Here is a 14,595-nt window from a genome sequence, read left to right on the forward strand (position 1 = left end):
TCCGAATACCATACGTTACCCCAATAAAATTGATTCTCTTCACTTTATTGCTGCTTTTTTTTGCAGCTTTCGTGCTGCTGCGCAGCGCCCGAACGCTTATCGGCGTAACGGCAATTGCGCTCTTCTGGGCGCTCGCCGCCGGCTGGCTGGCCCAGCCGCTGCTCGATCTCGCCCAGCGCGGCGCGCCGGCCAGCGGCACGACGGTTGCTCCGGCAACGTTCGCCTCACGTACGGCGATCGTGATGCTCGGTTCGGGCACCAACCACAACCGCGCAGGGCAGCTCGTTCCGCCGCGCGACGCGCTCGCCCGCATCGCCAAGAGCGCCGAGGTCTACGCGCGCTGCAAGCAGGTCAGCCCGGTGTGTCACGTGATCATCAGCGGCGGCAATCCGCAGGAGCACGAGTCGACAGAAGCCGACCTCTACCTGCCCTATCTGCTGCGCGAACAGGTGCCACGCAACGACGTCATCCTCGAAAACCGCAGCCTGAGCACCTACGAGAACGCACGCAACGTTGCTGCCATTGTGCCGGACGCATATTACGGTTCGTTGATCCTCATCACTTCCGCGTATCAGATGCCGCGGGCGCTGCTCAACTTCCACCGGTTCGGGATGAAGCCGCTGCCCGTCGTGTCGAACACGCGCCACGCGAGACGCGGCCTGCTGCCGCGCGCCGAGAATCTGTTCGATGCAGAAATCGCGCTGCACGAACTGATCGGCATTGCGCAGTTCCATGTCTACCGGCAGATCGGCTGGTTCTGATGCCCGGGCGCTGACGTGAGAGTTGCTTAGTTGTCCCGATGGAATGGGCAAACGGGATCGCAAGCGCGTGCGGCGCTGTCAGCGGGAAAATATGACTTGTCGCGACACACCCGCTGAAGCGAAGCACAATACATTGGATGCGCAATGGCTTCACCCGGGCCGGAATCGTCGCGGCCGCGCGTGATGTAACCAAACGTAACCATATGTGAATTCTGTTACAGAACGCGCGTTGGACCAAACATTGCTGGCTAGAATGCACTGTCGTTCCACTGGACAGGCCATACTCGGGTCCACAACCACTCTCTACGGAGGTAGCGATGAAGAAAGTGTCCCTGGCAATCCTGGTTTCCCTCTCGGCGCTGACGGGCGCGGCTTACGCGCAGCAGGATCAAGGCATCACGATGAGCACTGACCCGGCAAAGGCCGCCGACGTCGAACAGCGCGCGCAAGATTTACAGGCGAAGCAACAGGCGATGGAAAGCGCGCCGCCTGCGCCGATGAAGCATCACAAGGGTTCGATGCATCACAAGAAGCCCGCTGAGCCGACGCAGTAAGCCGCATCGAAAACAGGTCCGCCGCGCGGCGCGCCGGCTACGCGCTGCAACGGCGCGCTCTCGCGTGCCCTTGTGGTCAAGTCAACGATAGCCCCTCCGGCCGCGCGAAGCCGGGCAAACGAAAAGCCGAACCGTTCAGCACGGCTTCGGCTTTTTTATTGCGCTGGCGGGCACGCATGGAGCTTGCCGCTACGCGCGTGCGTCGCCGGCTACGCGCCGACGGTATGCTAAAGTCGCGCACCGACGAATCCACCCAACCCGTGCGCACTCAGGTGCGGAGGACAGAATGAGCAACATCCAACTGGACATCGAATGGACCGAGGCAGCATCCCGAAAGATCGAAAAACTGATGCCGCGCGGCAATCAGGACGCGTTCCTCGCGCTGCCGCCCGTGGAATGTCTGCCGATGGAAGGCGACGTGCTGTTTCTCGGACCGGCCGGCAAGCAGGAGCCGTTCATCGTCGCCGAGCGCCAGTACCACCACGATGGCGACGCCGACTGGACCATCATCCTGATCCTCGACGTGCCGCACTCGACGCATTGACCGCGTGATATTCAACCGCCTTCAGCAAACCAGCTTGGCGCAAGCCGCCCAGGCACCCGCCCGCACACGGCGCAAGCCGCCCAGGCACCCGCCCGCACACGGCGCAAGCAGACAACCTGAAGCGCGAAAACATTACGAAGGACCCGCTGCGCCCGGTTCCGGCCGTCGCGCCGCCGGGCTTTTACCTTTCCGTTTGCCGCGCCGCTTCAAGGCCATCGAAGTCCTCGAAGCTTCACGCGATCTTCGACACGATGCGAAGCTCCGCATACTCGATCCAATCCGCGGACGCCTTCTTGTACGCCTCGATATGCGCGGACTTCGCGTGCGCGGCCAGCGCCTCTTCGCTTTCCCAACGCTCGAAGAACACAAAGCGCCGCGGCTCGCGCAAGTCCCGATGCAGATCGTATTGCAACGCACCGCGCTCCTTGCGCGTCGGCCCGACAATGCCTTCGAGCGCCGCGCGTAATTGCTCCTCATGCCCCGGCTTTGCCACCGAGATCGCCACCACCGCGATTTCCGACATGCTTCACTCCACTTTTGCGAAAACAACAGCATAGCGCCACAGGCACAAACAAACCGGCAATCGACGCCAATATCAAGTCATCGGTGCGCAGAGTGATGTACCCGTTTGTGATTACCCGAACATTCACGGTGCATATGAACTGCTAGACTGATCTGGACGAACTGAGCTGCACAACTGAGCGGAGTCGCGCGCGAACGGCATCAATCTGATCGCCTTCGGGCCCCGCCTCCAATGCGCCGATGTTGCGCATGCCTGCCGCCGGCATGTCGCTGCTTCCGGGCGAGCGCCTCACGCTGCATAGGACAATCTGCCGTCATGCCAAACGTCGACGATACGACGCTCGCTGGCCTTCTGCAGCATATGGTGCAGGAAGAGGCCGGATGGGCCGCGCCGTGGCGAACCATTACATTGCGCAGCGTCTTCCAGCCGGTCGTCTCGGTGACGCATCAGCGTGTGGTCGGCTATGAAGCGCTGTTGCGCGCCTTCGATCCCGTGGGCCATCCGATCTCGCCCGCCGTGCTCTTTTCGGGTACCCGCTCGACGGCCGATGCGCGTGCGCTCGACCGGCTCGCGCGCTGCCTGCATGTGGCGAACTTCATGTCGCAAGGCATCGATACGGGATGGCTGTTCCTGAACACACGTCCGCAGGTATTCGAAACGGGATGGCCGCAGCGCCCGTTCATCGATGAACTGTCAGAGCATTTCGGACTACCGCAGGAACGCATCGTGATCGAAGTACTGGAGCAACCGGCCGACGACGAATCCGCCGTCGCCAGCATGCTCGCCGCATCGCAGCCACGCGAGTTTCTGATCGCAATCGACGACTTCGGCACCGGCTTCTCGAACTTCGATCGCGTGTGGCGCTTCAGGCCTGACATCGTCAAGCTCGACCGCTCGCTCGTCGCGCGCGCGGGCCGCCAGGACAACGACAATTCGCTGATCGGCCATCTGATCAACATGCTGCATCAGTCGGGCACCCTGGTGCTGGCCGAAGGCGTCGAAACGCAAGACGAACTGATGACGCTGATGCAGGCCGACGTCGACTTCGTCCAGGGCTACTGGTTTGGACAGCCGAAAGCGTCGATGCAGGCCGCTAGCGCGCGCGTGCCCGAACTGATCGAGCAGATGTGGGAGCGCTTCGCCAATTACGAGCGCACACATTCGCGCTATCAGCGGCCGGGCTTCGAGGGCTTTACGGAGGCGGTGCTGGCGGGCGCGAGCCTCTATATGGAGACGGGCGGTCTGGAACAGGCCGCGAAGCCCGTGTTCCTGCTGCCCGACGCGCGCCGCGTGTTCGTGCTGAGCGATCGCGGCGAGCAGCTGCAGCCGTCGATCACGCCGGCGGGCACGCCGCCTCCGCCCGCGCGGCTCGCGCCGCTCTTTCCCGACACGCGCAGCAACTGGTCGCGCCGCGCCTATTTCAAGCATGCACTCGCCGCGCCCGGACGCGTCGCGATGATGGGACCGCATTGCTCGTTGATCGATGGCCAGGATTGCTACACGGCTGCCGTGACCGTCGAGCGCGACGGCACAACGCACGTGTTCTGCGTGGACTTTCTGCCTGAGTTGCGCAACGCGAGCCCGGACTGACGAGGCGGCGGGCCGCGGGATATTGTTCCGCCCGAAGCCGTGCGGCGCTGATGGAAGCGGCGCCTGCCGCCTGCCTGCAACCTTTCCACCCGTATTCAGGTCGTTTCACGTCCGCGCCCGATCGATCCGCTAGTCGTGCGCGATGCGCCGCCGCCCGGACTTCACGTCGCTGCGCTTCGCCTTGCTTTCGAGCCGGCGCTCTTTCGATGCGCGCGTCGGCCGGGTCGCCACACGCGCCTTGCGGGTCACGCTGACGCTGTCGATCAGCGCATCGAGCCGCGCAAGCGCCGCCGCGCGGTTCATTTCCTGGGTGCGATACTCCTGCGCCTTGATAATGACGACGCCCTCGCGCGTCAGCCGATGATCGTTCATCGCGAGCAGCCGCATTTTCAGCACCTCGGGCAGCGACGACGCGCGCACGTCGAAGCGCAGATGGATTGCGCTCGACACCTTGTTGACGTTCTGCCCGCCTGCGCCCTGCGCGCGCACGGCCGTCAATTCGATTTCTTTCGGCGGGATCGGATGGCGTGAAGTCATGTCAAAGTGTCTGGCGATGAACGGAAAGTGTAACCGCCTATGCTGTATCTCACGGGCAATACGCGGGCTGCCGCGTTTGATGCGGTGCGCTTCGTGCGCTTCGTGCATTCTGCATTTGCCGTTCCCCGCGGATCTCGCCGATACTGACATCTTTAGCTGATGGGCAAATCATCGTGACGAAAGTGCGCCCTGCGCTGGTCCTCGAACTGGTTGTCAACCTGGTGCTGCCGTGGGTGACGTACCGCCTTGCTCAGCCTTACTGGGGTGAGACGGGCGGACTGCTCGCGTCGGCCGTGCCGCCCCTCGTGTGGAGCATCGTCGAGCTCGTGCGCTTTCGGCGCGTCGATGCCGTCAGCCTGACGGTGCTGCTCGGCATCGTGCTGTCGATCGGCGCGATGGCGCTCGGCGGTGACCCGCGCATGCTGCTGTTTCGCGAATCGCTGGCGTCGGGGGCGATCGGCCTGGGGTTCCTGCTGTCGCTGCTGCTGCACCGCCCCGCGATCTTCTACCTGACGCGCGCCTTCATGGACCGCGAAATGACGAATGGCGCCGCCCATATCGACATGCTCTGGCGCGAGCGCCCCGCCTTCGCCTATGCGATGCGTGTACTGACAGCCACCTGGGGCATCGGCCTGACCAGCGAAACCGCGCTGCGCGGCTGGATGGCGTGGCATTGGCCCGTCGAGCGCGTGCTGGTCGTGTCGCCGTTCGTCGGCTATGGCGTCTTCGGCGGGCTGATGATCTGGACGCTGTGGTACCGGCGCACGCTGCGCGACCTGTCCGGACACGAGCCGAAATCCGAAACGCAGCCGCCGCAAGGGACGGCCGCGAACTAGCACGCCGCTAAACCATACGGCCGCCACGCATCGCCTCGGCGATCCGCGCGGCGAGCCCTGAATCGCGCTGCGTCGGCGTCGCGATCGCGCGCAACAGCACCGCCCGCGCCCCCACCACCTCGACCCGCTCGCGCGCCCTCGTGATCGCCGTATAGACGAGTTCGCGCGACAACACGCGGCTGAATGTCGACGGCAGCATCAGCACCGCATGCTCGAACTCCGAGCCTTGCGACTTGTGGACCGTCAGCGCGAACGCTGTATCGTGCGGCGGCAACGCGGCGGGCGACACCGCGCGCAAGCCGCCATCCGCGCTGCGGAAGTACACGCGCAGCGCGCCGTCGGCGCCCGGCAGCGCGATGCCGATATCTCCATTGAAAAGCCCCAGTGCATAGTCGTTGCGCGTGACCATGACGGGCCGCCCCGCGAACCACTGCGCGCCCATCGCCAGCGGCACGCGCGCGGCGCGGCGCACATGCGCTGCCATCGCCGAATTCATCTGATCGACGCCGCGCGGCCCGAGGCGCGTCGCGCACAGGATGCGAAAGCGGTTGAGCGCGTCGAAAAGCCCGAGCGCGTGGGCCGCCGCGCCCGGGGCGGCCTCTGCGGGTGCGTCGGCAAGCGCTTTGGACAATGCTTGCGCATACGGCGCGAAACCGGCGGCCAGCCGCTGGATCGTGCGCTCCGAAGGCACCGCTTCGCTGTCTTCGTGGAACGCCGCCGCGCATGGCGCGCAAGGATCGATGACCAGCACCTCCAGCGCTTGCTGCGCCGCGCCGCGCCGGATCGCGAGCGACAGCCGGCCGATCGCGGAGTCCAGTCCGAAGCGATAGTTGCGCTCGAGCCATACGACGCAATCGGCAAGCGGCGCGGGCTGCGATTGCGCCTGCGGCGTCTCGTCGGGCGGCATGCTGAACAGGTCTCCGGAGAAAGGCGCCCGCTCTTGATCTGCCGTCGAGGCGGCGGCAGCCGTGGGCAACGCGGCGCGCAGCCGGTGCTCGTCGAGCTTCAGCGCCGCCGCGATCACGCCGACCCGCTCGCCCGTGAACGCGGGCTGCGCGCTCAACTCGGCGAACACGGCGCCCGCCTCGACGGCCGCGAGTTGATCCTTGTCGCCGAGCATCACGAGATGCGTGTCCCGCGCGAGCGCATCGAACAGATGCGCGGCCATCGCGACGTCGATCATCGACGCCTCGTCGATCACGATCACGTCATACGGCAACGGATTGTCCCGATGATGCCGGAAACGCCCGTCCGGCCCCGTGCCCAGCAATCGATGCAAGGTGAACGACGTCTGCGGCAAGCGCGCCGCCAGTTCGGGCGGCAGCGAACCGGCCCGCGCGAGCAGCGCCTCCTGCATCCGTTGCGCCGCTTTGCCCGTCGGCGCGGCGAGCGCAATGCGCAAGTCGGCGCGCGCGTCGAGCAGACAGGCGAGCACGCCGACGACCGTCGTCGTCTTGCCCGTGCCCGGCCCTCCACTGACGATCGTGAGCCGCCCGGACAGCGCCATCACGGCGGCCACGCGCTGCCAGTCGATCTGATCATCCTGCGGCGGGCCGAAATAGCGCAGCAGTCGTTCGCTCATGCCGTGGGGCGACCCGCCGTCCGAAACCTGGTCGCCGCGCATGGCTTGCGCATGCGCGACGAGCGACTGCGCGAGCCGCCGCTCGTAATCGTAGTAACGCGCGAGATATAGCCGCCCCTCGCGGTCGACGACGAGCGGACGCAACGCATGCGCCGGCTGCGCGCCGTCGCTTGCGACGTGGCTCGCGAGCAATGCGTCGCGCACGTGCTCGACGCCCGCCTCGTAACGCTGCGCGAGTTCCTCGAGCGGCACGCAGACGTGTCCCTCCGACGTCGCGCGGCTCACGGCGAACGCGGCACGCGCGGCCCAACGCACGCCGTCCGCCGATGCGCCGCCGCGCTGTGCGAGCGCGCTCATGCGCCGCGCAAAGCCTTCCGCGAGCGCAGTGCTGAAATCCGCGGGCGCGGGCACGTTGACTTCGACATCGGGCAACGTGTGATCGAACGTGCTCATTGCGTGCCTCCGTCCATCAGCGCATCAAGCGCGGCGACAAGCGCGTAGTCGGGCCGCCGCGCGTGAACGCCCGCCGCATGATCCCCCTCGCGCCACCGGGGCCGCACGCCGCGCACGAACAGATACAGATAACCGCCAACGTGTCTCTCATAGTCATAACCAGCAACGCGTACGCGCAGGTAGCGATGCAGCGCGACCGTATAAAGCAGCGCCTGCAAGTGATACGCGTGGCTCGCCATCGCTTCATCGAGCGGCGCGGCGGCATAGTCTTCGCGCGTGTCGCCGAGATGGTTGGATTTCCAGTCGATCACCCAGAAGCGCCCCTCGTGCTCGACGATCAGGTCGATGAATCCCTTGACGAAGCCCCGCAGCGCGCCCGATTCGAGCACGACATCGGGACAGCCGTGCGCGGCGAGCAACACGCGCAGGGCCGGAAATTCCAGCGACGCCGCCGAAAACAGGAACTCCAGCTCGTTGAGCCGGCGCTTCGGATCGAGCGCGGCGAGTGTCATGCCGGGCACGAGTTCGGTATTCACCACATCACCCAGCAGACGATGCATCATCGCAGGCAAGCGCTGCGCGAGTTCGGGCGCGGCAGGCGCGGGCCGCTCGTGAAGCGCGCGCTCGATCGCATGCGCCCATGTGCTGCGATCGGAGAAATCGGCGAGTTCGAACATCCGGTGCAGGCACTCGCCCGCCGCCGCGCCGCGCGGAAACGCGAGGATATCGTCGGGCGCGAGCTCGACGGGCACCGACGTTGCATCGAACGATGGCGCGTTCGGCGCAGCCGGCAGATCGGCGAGTTCGTCGTGATCGGGACGCGCTTCATCGCTTGCAGCGGAGGGATCGTCCGCGCGCGAACCTGCGGCGATCAGCGAACTGAAACTTGCCAGCCGCCACGCGTCGCGCAACGTGCGCCCATTCGTGCGCGCACGCATGAGGGCGCCGCTTTCGGCGATGGTTTCGAGCGGCACGCGGCGCGCGACGGACGGCAACGGGCCGACGGCCACCGGCCCGCCCTCGAGCGCTTGCCAATGCTGATAGATGACGGCTTCATCGGCTGGCGTCGCAAGCCATTCGTCGAATTCGCGCCCGCTGCCCGCGACGAGCCAGTTCAGCACGCTGCGTGCGGATTCCTTCGTCGAGCGCGACGACAGATAGGTCCCCGCCACCTGGTAGCAGCGATACACGGCCCGCGTCAGCGCGACATAAATGAGCCGCGCCCGCTCGGCCGCCTGCTCGCGCGCGGCCTGGCGGCTCGCGTGCCCCGCCTGCTCGTCGTCACAGCCGTAGTGAAGGACGGCCGCGCCATCGGCGTCATGATATTCGCGCGCATCGGGCAAGCCCGACGACGGCGGCTCGCGCATGCTGCCGTCGTTGAGAAACGGACAGAACACGACGGCATATTCGAGCCCCTTCGACTTGTGCACGGTCACGATCTGCACGAGATTACGATCCGATTCGAGCCGCAGTTGCGCCTCCTCGCCGCCGCGGCCGCCACCCGCGCGCTGCGCGGCGAGCCAGCGCAGCGTCGGCGCGATGCCCGGCTGCGTTGCGGCGCGCGCCTGCACAAGCTCGGCGAGATGGTTGACATTGGTCAGGCGGCGCTCGCCGTCCGCGCCCGCGACGAGGCGCTGCGCCACGCGCAAATCGCGCATCAGCGTGCGCCACATCACCGCGAAGCCGCGTTCGTGCCATAGCGAGCGGTAACGCGAAAAGCGCTCGACCCAGCTCATCGCGTCGACGGACTGCGCCGCACCGGACGGCGTGGACGTGGCGTCGTCGATCTGCTCGAGCCGCCACAACGAAGCGGCGTCGAGACCGAACCAGTCCGTTGCGAGCGCGGCGCGCAGGCGGCGCAAGTCGCCCGGCGTATCGACGGCGCATAGCACGCGCTCGATCTGCTCCGCGTCGAGCGACTCGAACACCGACGCCTGCGCGAGTTCGACGCTGCCGACGCCCCACGCAGACAGCACGCGCTTGATCAGACTGCCCTGCTTGTGTGTCTGCACGAGCACGGCGATATCGCCGGGCGCAAGCGGCTTGTCGCCGATCGTGACGTTGCCCTCGCGCGCGCCGCGCAACAGCCGCACGATCTCCGCCGCGCACGCCTCGCCTGCCTCGCGCTGCGCGTCGCGCCTCGTCAATGCCGCATCCCCTTGCGGCAGCGTCCAGATGCGGAAGTCGCCGGCTGGCCCGGCGCGATCCGCGAACGGCGGCCGCGGGCGCTCGCCTGCGCGCACCGGCTGGTAGTCGAGCCCTTCGAGCACGAACGCCCGAGGGTTTGCTTCGAAGAAGCGGTTGCAGGCTTCGACGATGGGCGCCGTCGAACGCTGGTTGACGGCGAGCGTATAGCGCGCCGACGCCCTTGCGCGCGCAGCGAGATAGGTGTGCAGATCCGCGGCGCGGAAACTGTAGATCGCCTGCTTCGGATCGCCGACCAGAAACAGCGGCCCGGCGGGCGCAAAGATGCGGTTGAAGATCGCGAACTGTAGCGGATCGGTATCCTGGAACTCGTCGATCAGCGCGGCGGGATAGCGCGCGCGCAACGCATCGGCGAGCCATACATGCGTGGACAGCGCCCGATGCAGATTCGACAGCAGATCGTCGAACGACACGACGCGCCGCGTGCGCTTTCGCGCCGTCAATTCGCTGGGCGCATAGTCGAGCCACTTCTGCACGAGGCCCAGCCAGCGCGCGCGCTGCGCGGCTTCCGCCGCCAAAGCCGCGGCCGCCAGTTCTTCGGCGGCGACGAAGAACGGATGCGCGGGCGGCTCGAACTTCACCTTCGTGCCCTTCGCGAGCGCGCTTGCCGTGAGTTTCAACGCGGCCTTCGGCGGCGCCGCGTGACAATCGTCCTGCGCGAAATAGTCGCTCCACGCGGCTATCGCGGCGCCGATGGCTTCGGGCTTGTGCGAGTTCTGCTTCAGACGCTCTTGCGCGTCTTCGAGCAGGCGCACGATGGTGTCGCGTCCGGCGAGCCACATCTCGCACACGACACTAAAGCGCTCACGTACTGCTTGCGGCGCATCCGCTTGTGGTTCATCGAGATCGCCCCAGCGCAATTGCGCCAACGGTTTCTTCAGGCGCCGCGCAAGCTGTTCGTCGAGCGACGCCGGGCCTGCACGCTTTTCGACGAGCCATGCCGCGAACGAAGGATGCGCAGCCGCGACGGGCTCGACCTGCTCGCGCCAGAAATCGGCCGCGAGTTCGAAGCGCAGCGCAGCGTCGTCGGCTTCCATCTCGAATGCGAACGGCATCGCGGCGGCAAACGGCGCTTCCTGCAATGCGCGCTGGCAGAATGCGTGGATCGTGTGAATCGCGGCCTGATCGAACGTGCGCAGCGCGCGGCGCACGACTTTCGCGGCCGCTTCCAGATCAGCGCCGCGTGCTTCGGACAGCGTCGTTTCAAACAGCCTGATGATGAACGGATCACCGCCGTCGTCGCCCGTTTCGATCGCGCGCTGGACTTCCGCAAGCCGGCCGCGAATGCGCTCGTGCAACTCGGCCGTCGCCGCTTTCGTAAAGGTCACGACGAGAATCTGATCCGCGCTCAGATTCTTCTCCAGCAAGAGCCGCACATAGAGCGCGCAGATGTTCCACGTCTTGCCCGTTCCCGCCGATGCCTCGATCTGATTGACGCCGTCGAGATCGCACGCGAACACGTCGAGCTCTTGCGCGGCGAGCGCATGCGTCCACACAGCGCCCGTCATGACGCGCTCCTCAAATGCGCGACGAGCGGCTTGAAGACCAGCGACGCCAACGTGCCGAACGGCTCGTCGAGCGTAAGCTGCCTGCCGCGAAACGCGATGCGCAACGCGGCGTCGTCGGATTCGCCGCGCACGCGGTCGCTGATCCATGCGCCTTGCGCAGCGGAATCGCTATCGCTGATCTTCGCCCACGCGCTCTTCGGGAAGAAGCGCAACGGAAACGCGCGCCCCGCCCTGAACAGAGCGGCAAGCGGCGCAAGCTGATCGAGCGGGCTCGCGACGGGCGCGAACTCGAACGACTCGCCGCTTGCATGCCAGACGGTGCGCCGCGGACCATCGGGCAACGCCGCGCAGTAGACGAGGTGCGAAAGCCACGCGCCGAGATAGTCACGCGCGCCAGGCCTTGCGTAACGAAACACGACTTGCCCCGTCTGTGTCAGCAGATTGAGCGTGCCCTGCAATTGCAGCGGACCTTGTGCAATGTCGCGCAACCGCGCGTCGTAGGCGCCGAACAGCGCCACGCCTTCGGTGTCGGGCCAGCGCGCGTCGATGTCGAGCGTAAAGGGCAAGCGCGTCACGCCCGACGCCACTTCGCGCCGCACGCGTTGCGCGAGCCCGCGCAAGGCCGACAGCTCGCGCGAGCGCCACACGGCGCCCGTCGCGCCGCCCGGCAGTTCGGGACTCGCTTCCGCGACCCGGCGCACGCGCTCGAACGCTTCGTCTTCCAGGCCGCCGTCGAGCAACGCGGGCAACAGGCGCTCCGCGAGCGCATCGCGGCCTGCGTAGTCGAGCTCGAACGGTTCCATGTCGAGCAGTTCGCCTTGCACATCGGAAAGCACGATGCCGAGGCGGTCGCGCAGCAACGCGCGCGCGGGATGCCGCCAGAAGCGCTGGAAGTCGTCGAACGCGACACTTTCGCGCGGCTCGGCGGGCAGCGGCGCATCGAAGAATGGCGCGACGGCATCGCGCGGCGGATCGGCCAGCAATGCGGCCAGTTCCGCGCGGTCGGCGTCGTAGGTGAAGAGGCCGCTCTTCGCGTTGAAATACTCTGAAGCGAATGGCTGCAACGGATGCTCGACAATGAACGCCCGGCGCGCCGCATCGAGTTCCGCGGGTGACGCATCCTCTTCGGACGACACGCGCGCGAGGTGATCGAGCAGTTCATCGACGAGCGCGGCGGGCGGCAACGGCGCATTGTCGCGGATGCTTCGCCCTGTGTAGGCGATCAGCAACCGGTCCTGCGCCGCCAGCAGAAGATCGAGAAACAGATTGCGTTCGTCGTCGCGGCGCTGACGGTCGCCTGCCTTGCCGAATTCCGCCATCAGATCGAACTCGTCGGCGCGCGCGAGACTCGGCAGCACGCCGTCATCCATGCCGAGCAGGCAAACCACTCGAAACGGCAAGCCGCGCAGACTGGTCAGCGACGAAAACGTGACGCTGCCCCATGGCACGCCGCCGCGCGCCGGGTCGTCGAGTGCTTCGGACAACGCCGTGCGCACCACGGCCGCGGGCAATGCAATGTCCCCCGCGCCCACGCTCATCGCGTCGCTGATCGCGTCGATCGCGTCGCGCACAGTGGACACCGTATCGGCATGATCGACACCGCCGTCGAAGCAGCGGCCCAGCACTTCGAGCAGCAACTGCGTCCATTCGACGGGCGTCATGTCGTCGGCGCAACGGCGAGCGAATGCATCCACGTCGTCGACGAAACTCGCGAGCCGCCCGAGCAGCTCGGCGTCCGAGCCGTCGGCACCTTCGATGGGCAGCCACGCGTCGACGGGCGCGCCGCCTTCGGGCATCGCGTAGCCGAGAAAGAGGCGTGTGAGCGCGTCGGCGAACGTGTGGCGCGCGACGGGAATCGCGCTGTCGGCGCGCGGCTCGGGCGCCAGACCGCGCCGCGCGCCCGCCGCCGCGAGCCATTCCTGAATGTCTTCGAGGGCTGCCGCGTCGATGCCGTAGCGCGCGGCGACAGCATCCACGCGCAGCCATTCGATCAGCTCCGGCGCACCGACATTGCGTTCGGGCAACGCGAGCCAGTCGAGCAGCACGCGCGCAACGGAGTTCGCCTGCGAAGGCGGCAAGCCCGTGATGCGGTAGGGAATGCGGCGCGTGTCGCCAACGGGCGCGGTGCCGAATACGGCATCGATCAACGGCCCCGCTGCGCCGAGGTCGGGAAACGCGACGAGCACGTCCGAAGGCTGCAAATCGTCGAACTCGTCGAACCAGCCCAGCAGCCGGTCGTGCAGCACTTCGAGCTGACGCGCGAGGCTGTGGCACACGTGCACTTCGATGCCGCGCGCTTCGGGCTTTGCGGCGAGCGCGCGTTCGCTCTGCAGATCGAGCATCGCGTTCTGCACGGCGGCGAGCCACGTGGGCGCGGCGTTCTCCACGAAACCTGAGGCCTCACCCGACGCCGCGCTCTCCGTCAGCTCATGCAACATGTGCAATTGCGCCTGCGTCTGCCGGCCCCATTCCGCGAGCAACGGATGACCGACTTCCTGATAGTCGAGCTGGCCCGCCGCATCGAGCGCTTCCGCCCGGCCCACGCTGACGATGTCGAACCAGAACTCGCGGCACGGGTTCATCACGTACAGACGCACGTCGATCCAGCGCGACAGTTCGCGCAACAGCGCGACGTGCAAGGGCGGCATGGTCGGCAGCGCGAACACGCTCACCGCCTCGGGCCACTCGGCCTTCGCGATCGCATCGAGATCGAGCGTGCGGACTTCGTCGAGAAAGCGATAGGCGGGCGGCGTGGCGGCGTCCGCCGCGTGCGCGTCGCCTGCCACCTCGCCGAGCAGCGTGCGCCATAGCGCGCCCTGCCAGCGCTCGTCCTCGCGCGCCGCGGCGCTCGCGCCCATCAGACGCGGGCCCGTGTCGGGCGTATGGGCGGCATCGCCCGCCGCGCCGCCCGCGAAAATCGAACCGCCCTTCTGCCATTGCAGCAGCCATTCGGCACGATAGGTCAGATAGTGATCGAGCACCGTCGCGACGCGGCGCGCGAGTTCATAGCGCATTGGTGCGTCGGCGGCATCGAGATAGCTGCGCAAGCGTGGTGACGCATTCCAGGGCCGTGCTTCGTCCGCGTCGCCAAGCAGACGGTAGCAGCGCCACACGAGCCGGTCCGGCGCAAAAGGCGACCGCGGCGGCACGTCGATCACGCCACCGATCTGCGACCACAGCCATTGCGCGAGATAGCCGAAGTGGATGTTCGCGCACACGCCCTGGCGCGCGGCGATATCGAGTTCCAGCCGGCGCCGCACGGCTGCGCTCGGCACGATCACCGGTTGCGCCGTCCACGGACTGGAGGGCTGCTCGCTGAGCCCGTCGAGCAGCGCGCCGACGAGCACATCGTACCGGTTCGAATAGAAAAGCTGGAGCATGGAGCAGCGCGAACGTGCGGCCCGGCGCTTGCGCGCAAGACCTGGTCAAGAAAGGATGCGACAGCATATCAAACGCATTCGGCATCACGAAACCTGGCCATTCGGCCAATGTTGCGGGCATG

Annotated in this window: 10 protein-coding genes; 5 read left to right on the forward strand and 5 right to left on the reverse strand. The window is 66.7% G+C overall.

Going from position 1 to position 14,595, the window contains the following annotated elements; all coding sequences use genetic code 11:
- Positions 1-29: 29 nt before the first annotated feature.
- The 3 genes from J8I87_RS09430 to J8I87_RS09440 all read left to right on the forward strand — a co-directional run bounded on the left by J8I87_RS09430 (position 30) and on the right by J8I87_RS09440 (position 1,859).
- The gene (locus J8I87_RS09430; RefSeq protein ID WP_409518736.1) at positions 30-761 is read left to right on the forward strand and encodes a YdcF family protein; all 732 of its coding nucleotides are present in this window, start codon (positions 30-32) and stop codon (positions 759-761) included.
- Positions 762-1,078: 317 nt separating this feature from the next.
- The gene (locus J8I87_RS09435; RefSeq protein WP_209931182.1) at positions 1,079-1,315 is read left to right on the forward strand and encodes a hypothetical protein; all 237 of its coding nucleotides are present in this window, start codon (positions 1,079-1,081) and stop codon (positions 1,313-1,315) included.
- A 286-nt stretch (positions 1,316-1,601) separates the two neighbouring features.
- Positions 1,602-1,859, forward strand: a complete 258-nt coding sequence (locus J8I87_RS09440) for a DNA-binding protein (RefSeq protein ID WP_209931183.1) — start codon at positions 1,602-1,604, stop codon at positions 1,857-1,859.
- 232 nt (positions 1,860-2,091) lie between these two features.
- On the opposite strand, the gene J8I87_RS09445 is transcribed toward J8I87_RS09440, so the two are convergent.
- Entirely contained in the window at positions 2,092-2,382 is a 291-nt protein-coding gene (locus J8I87_RS09445; protein ID WP_209931184.1) for a putative quinol monooxygenase, read from the reverse strand.
- A 315-nt stretch (positions 2,383-2,697) separates the two neighbouring features.
- On the opposite strand from J8I87_RS09445, the gene J8I87_RS09450 reads away from it, so the two are divergent.
- Entirely contained in the window at positions 2,698-3,972 is a 1,275-nt protein-coding gene (locus J8I87_RS09450; RefSeq protein ID WP_209931185.1) for an EAL domain-containing protein, read from the forward strand.
- Between the two features lie 129 nt (positions 3,973-4,101).
- Here J8I87_RS09450 and arfB read toward each other — a convergent pair whose 3' ends face one another.
- A complete protein-coding gene (arfB, locus tag J8I87_RS09455) occupies positions 4,102-4,509 on the reverse strand; it encodes an alternative ribosome rescue aminoacyl-tRNA hydrolase ArfB (RefSeq protein ID WP_209931186.1) in 408 nt (135 codons plus the stop codon).
- A gap of 173 nt (positions 4,510-4,682) precedes the next feature.
- On the opposite strand from arfB, the gene J8I87_RS09460 reads away from it, so the two are divergent.
- Positions 4,683-5,345, forward strand: coding sequence for a VC0807 family protein (locus J8I87_RS09460; RefSeq protein ID WP_209931187.1), 663 nt, complete (start codon positions 4,683-4,685; stop codon positions 5,343-5,345).
- Between the two features lie 7 nt (positions 5,346-5,352).
- Here the strand turns inward: J8I87_RS09460 and recD are convergent, their stop codons facing one another.
- The 3 genes from recD to recC are packed head-to-tail and all read right to left on the reverse strand — an operon-like array spanning position 5,353 to position 14,473.
- Positions 5,353-7,380: an exodeoxyribonuclease V subunit alpha gene (gene recD, locus J8I87_RS09465; RefSeq protein ID WP_209931188.1), complete on the reverse strand. Its 2,028-nt coding sequence runs from the start codon at positions 7,378-7,380 to the stop codon at positions 5,353-5,355.
- On the reverse strand, positions 7,377-11,093 hold the full coding sequence (gene recB, locus J8I87_RS09470; protein ID WP_209931189.1) for an exodeoxyribonuclease V subunit beta: 3,717 nt from the start codon (positions 11,091-11,093) through the stop codon (positions 7,377-7,379). The genes recD and recB overlap by 4 nt, the downstream gene beginning before the upstream one ends.
- Positions 11,090-14,473, reverse strand: a complete 3,384-nt coding sequence (gene recC / locus J8I87_RS09475; RefSeq protein ID WP_209931190.1) for an exodeoxyribonuclease V subunit gamma — start codon at positions 14,471-14,473, stop codon at positions 11,090-11,092. Before recC ends, recB begins: the two co-directional genes overlap by 4 nt.
- Positions 14,474-14,595 lie beyond the last annotated feature (122 nt).

Origin of the sequence: Paraburkholderia sp. LEh10 (assembly GCF_017814945.1) — a bacterium.
Lineage (GTDB): Bacteria > Pseudomonadota > Gammaproteobacteria > Burkholderiales > Burkholderiaceae > Paraburkholderia.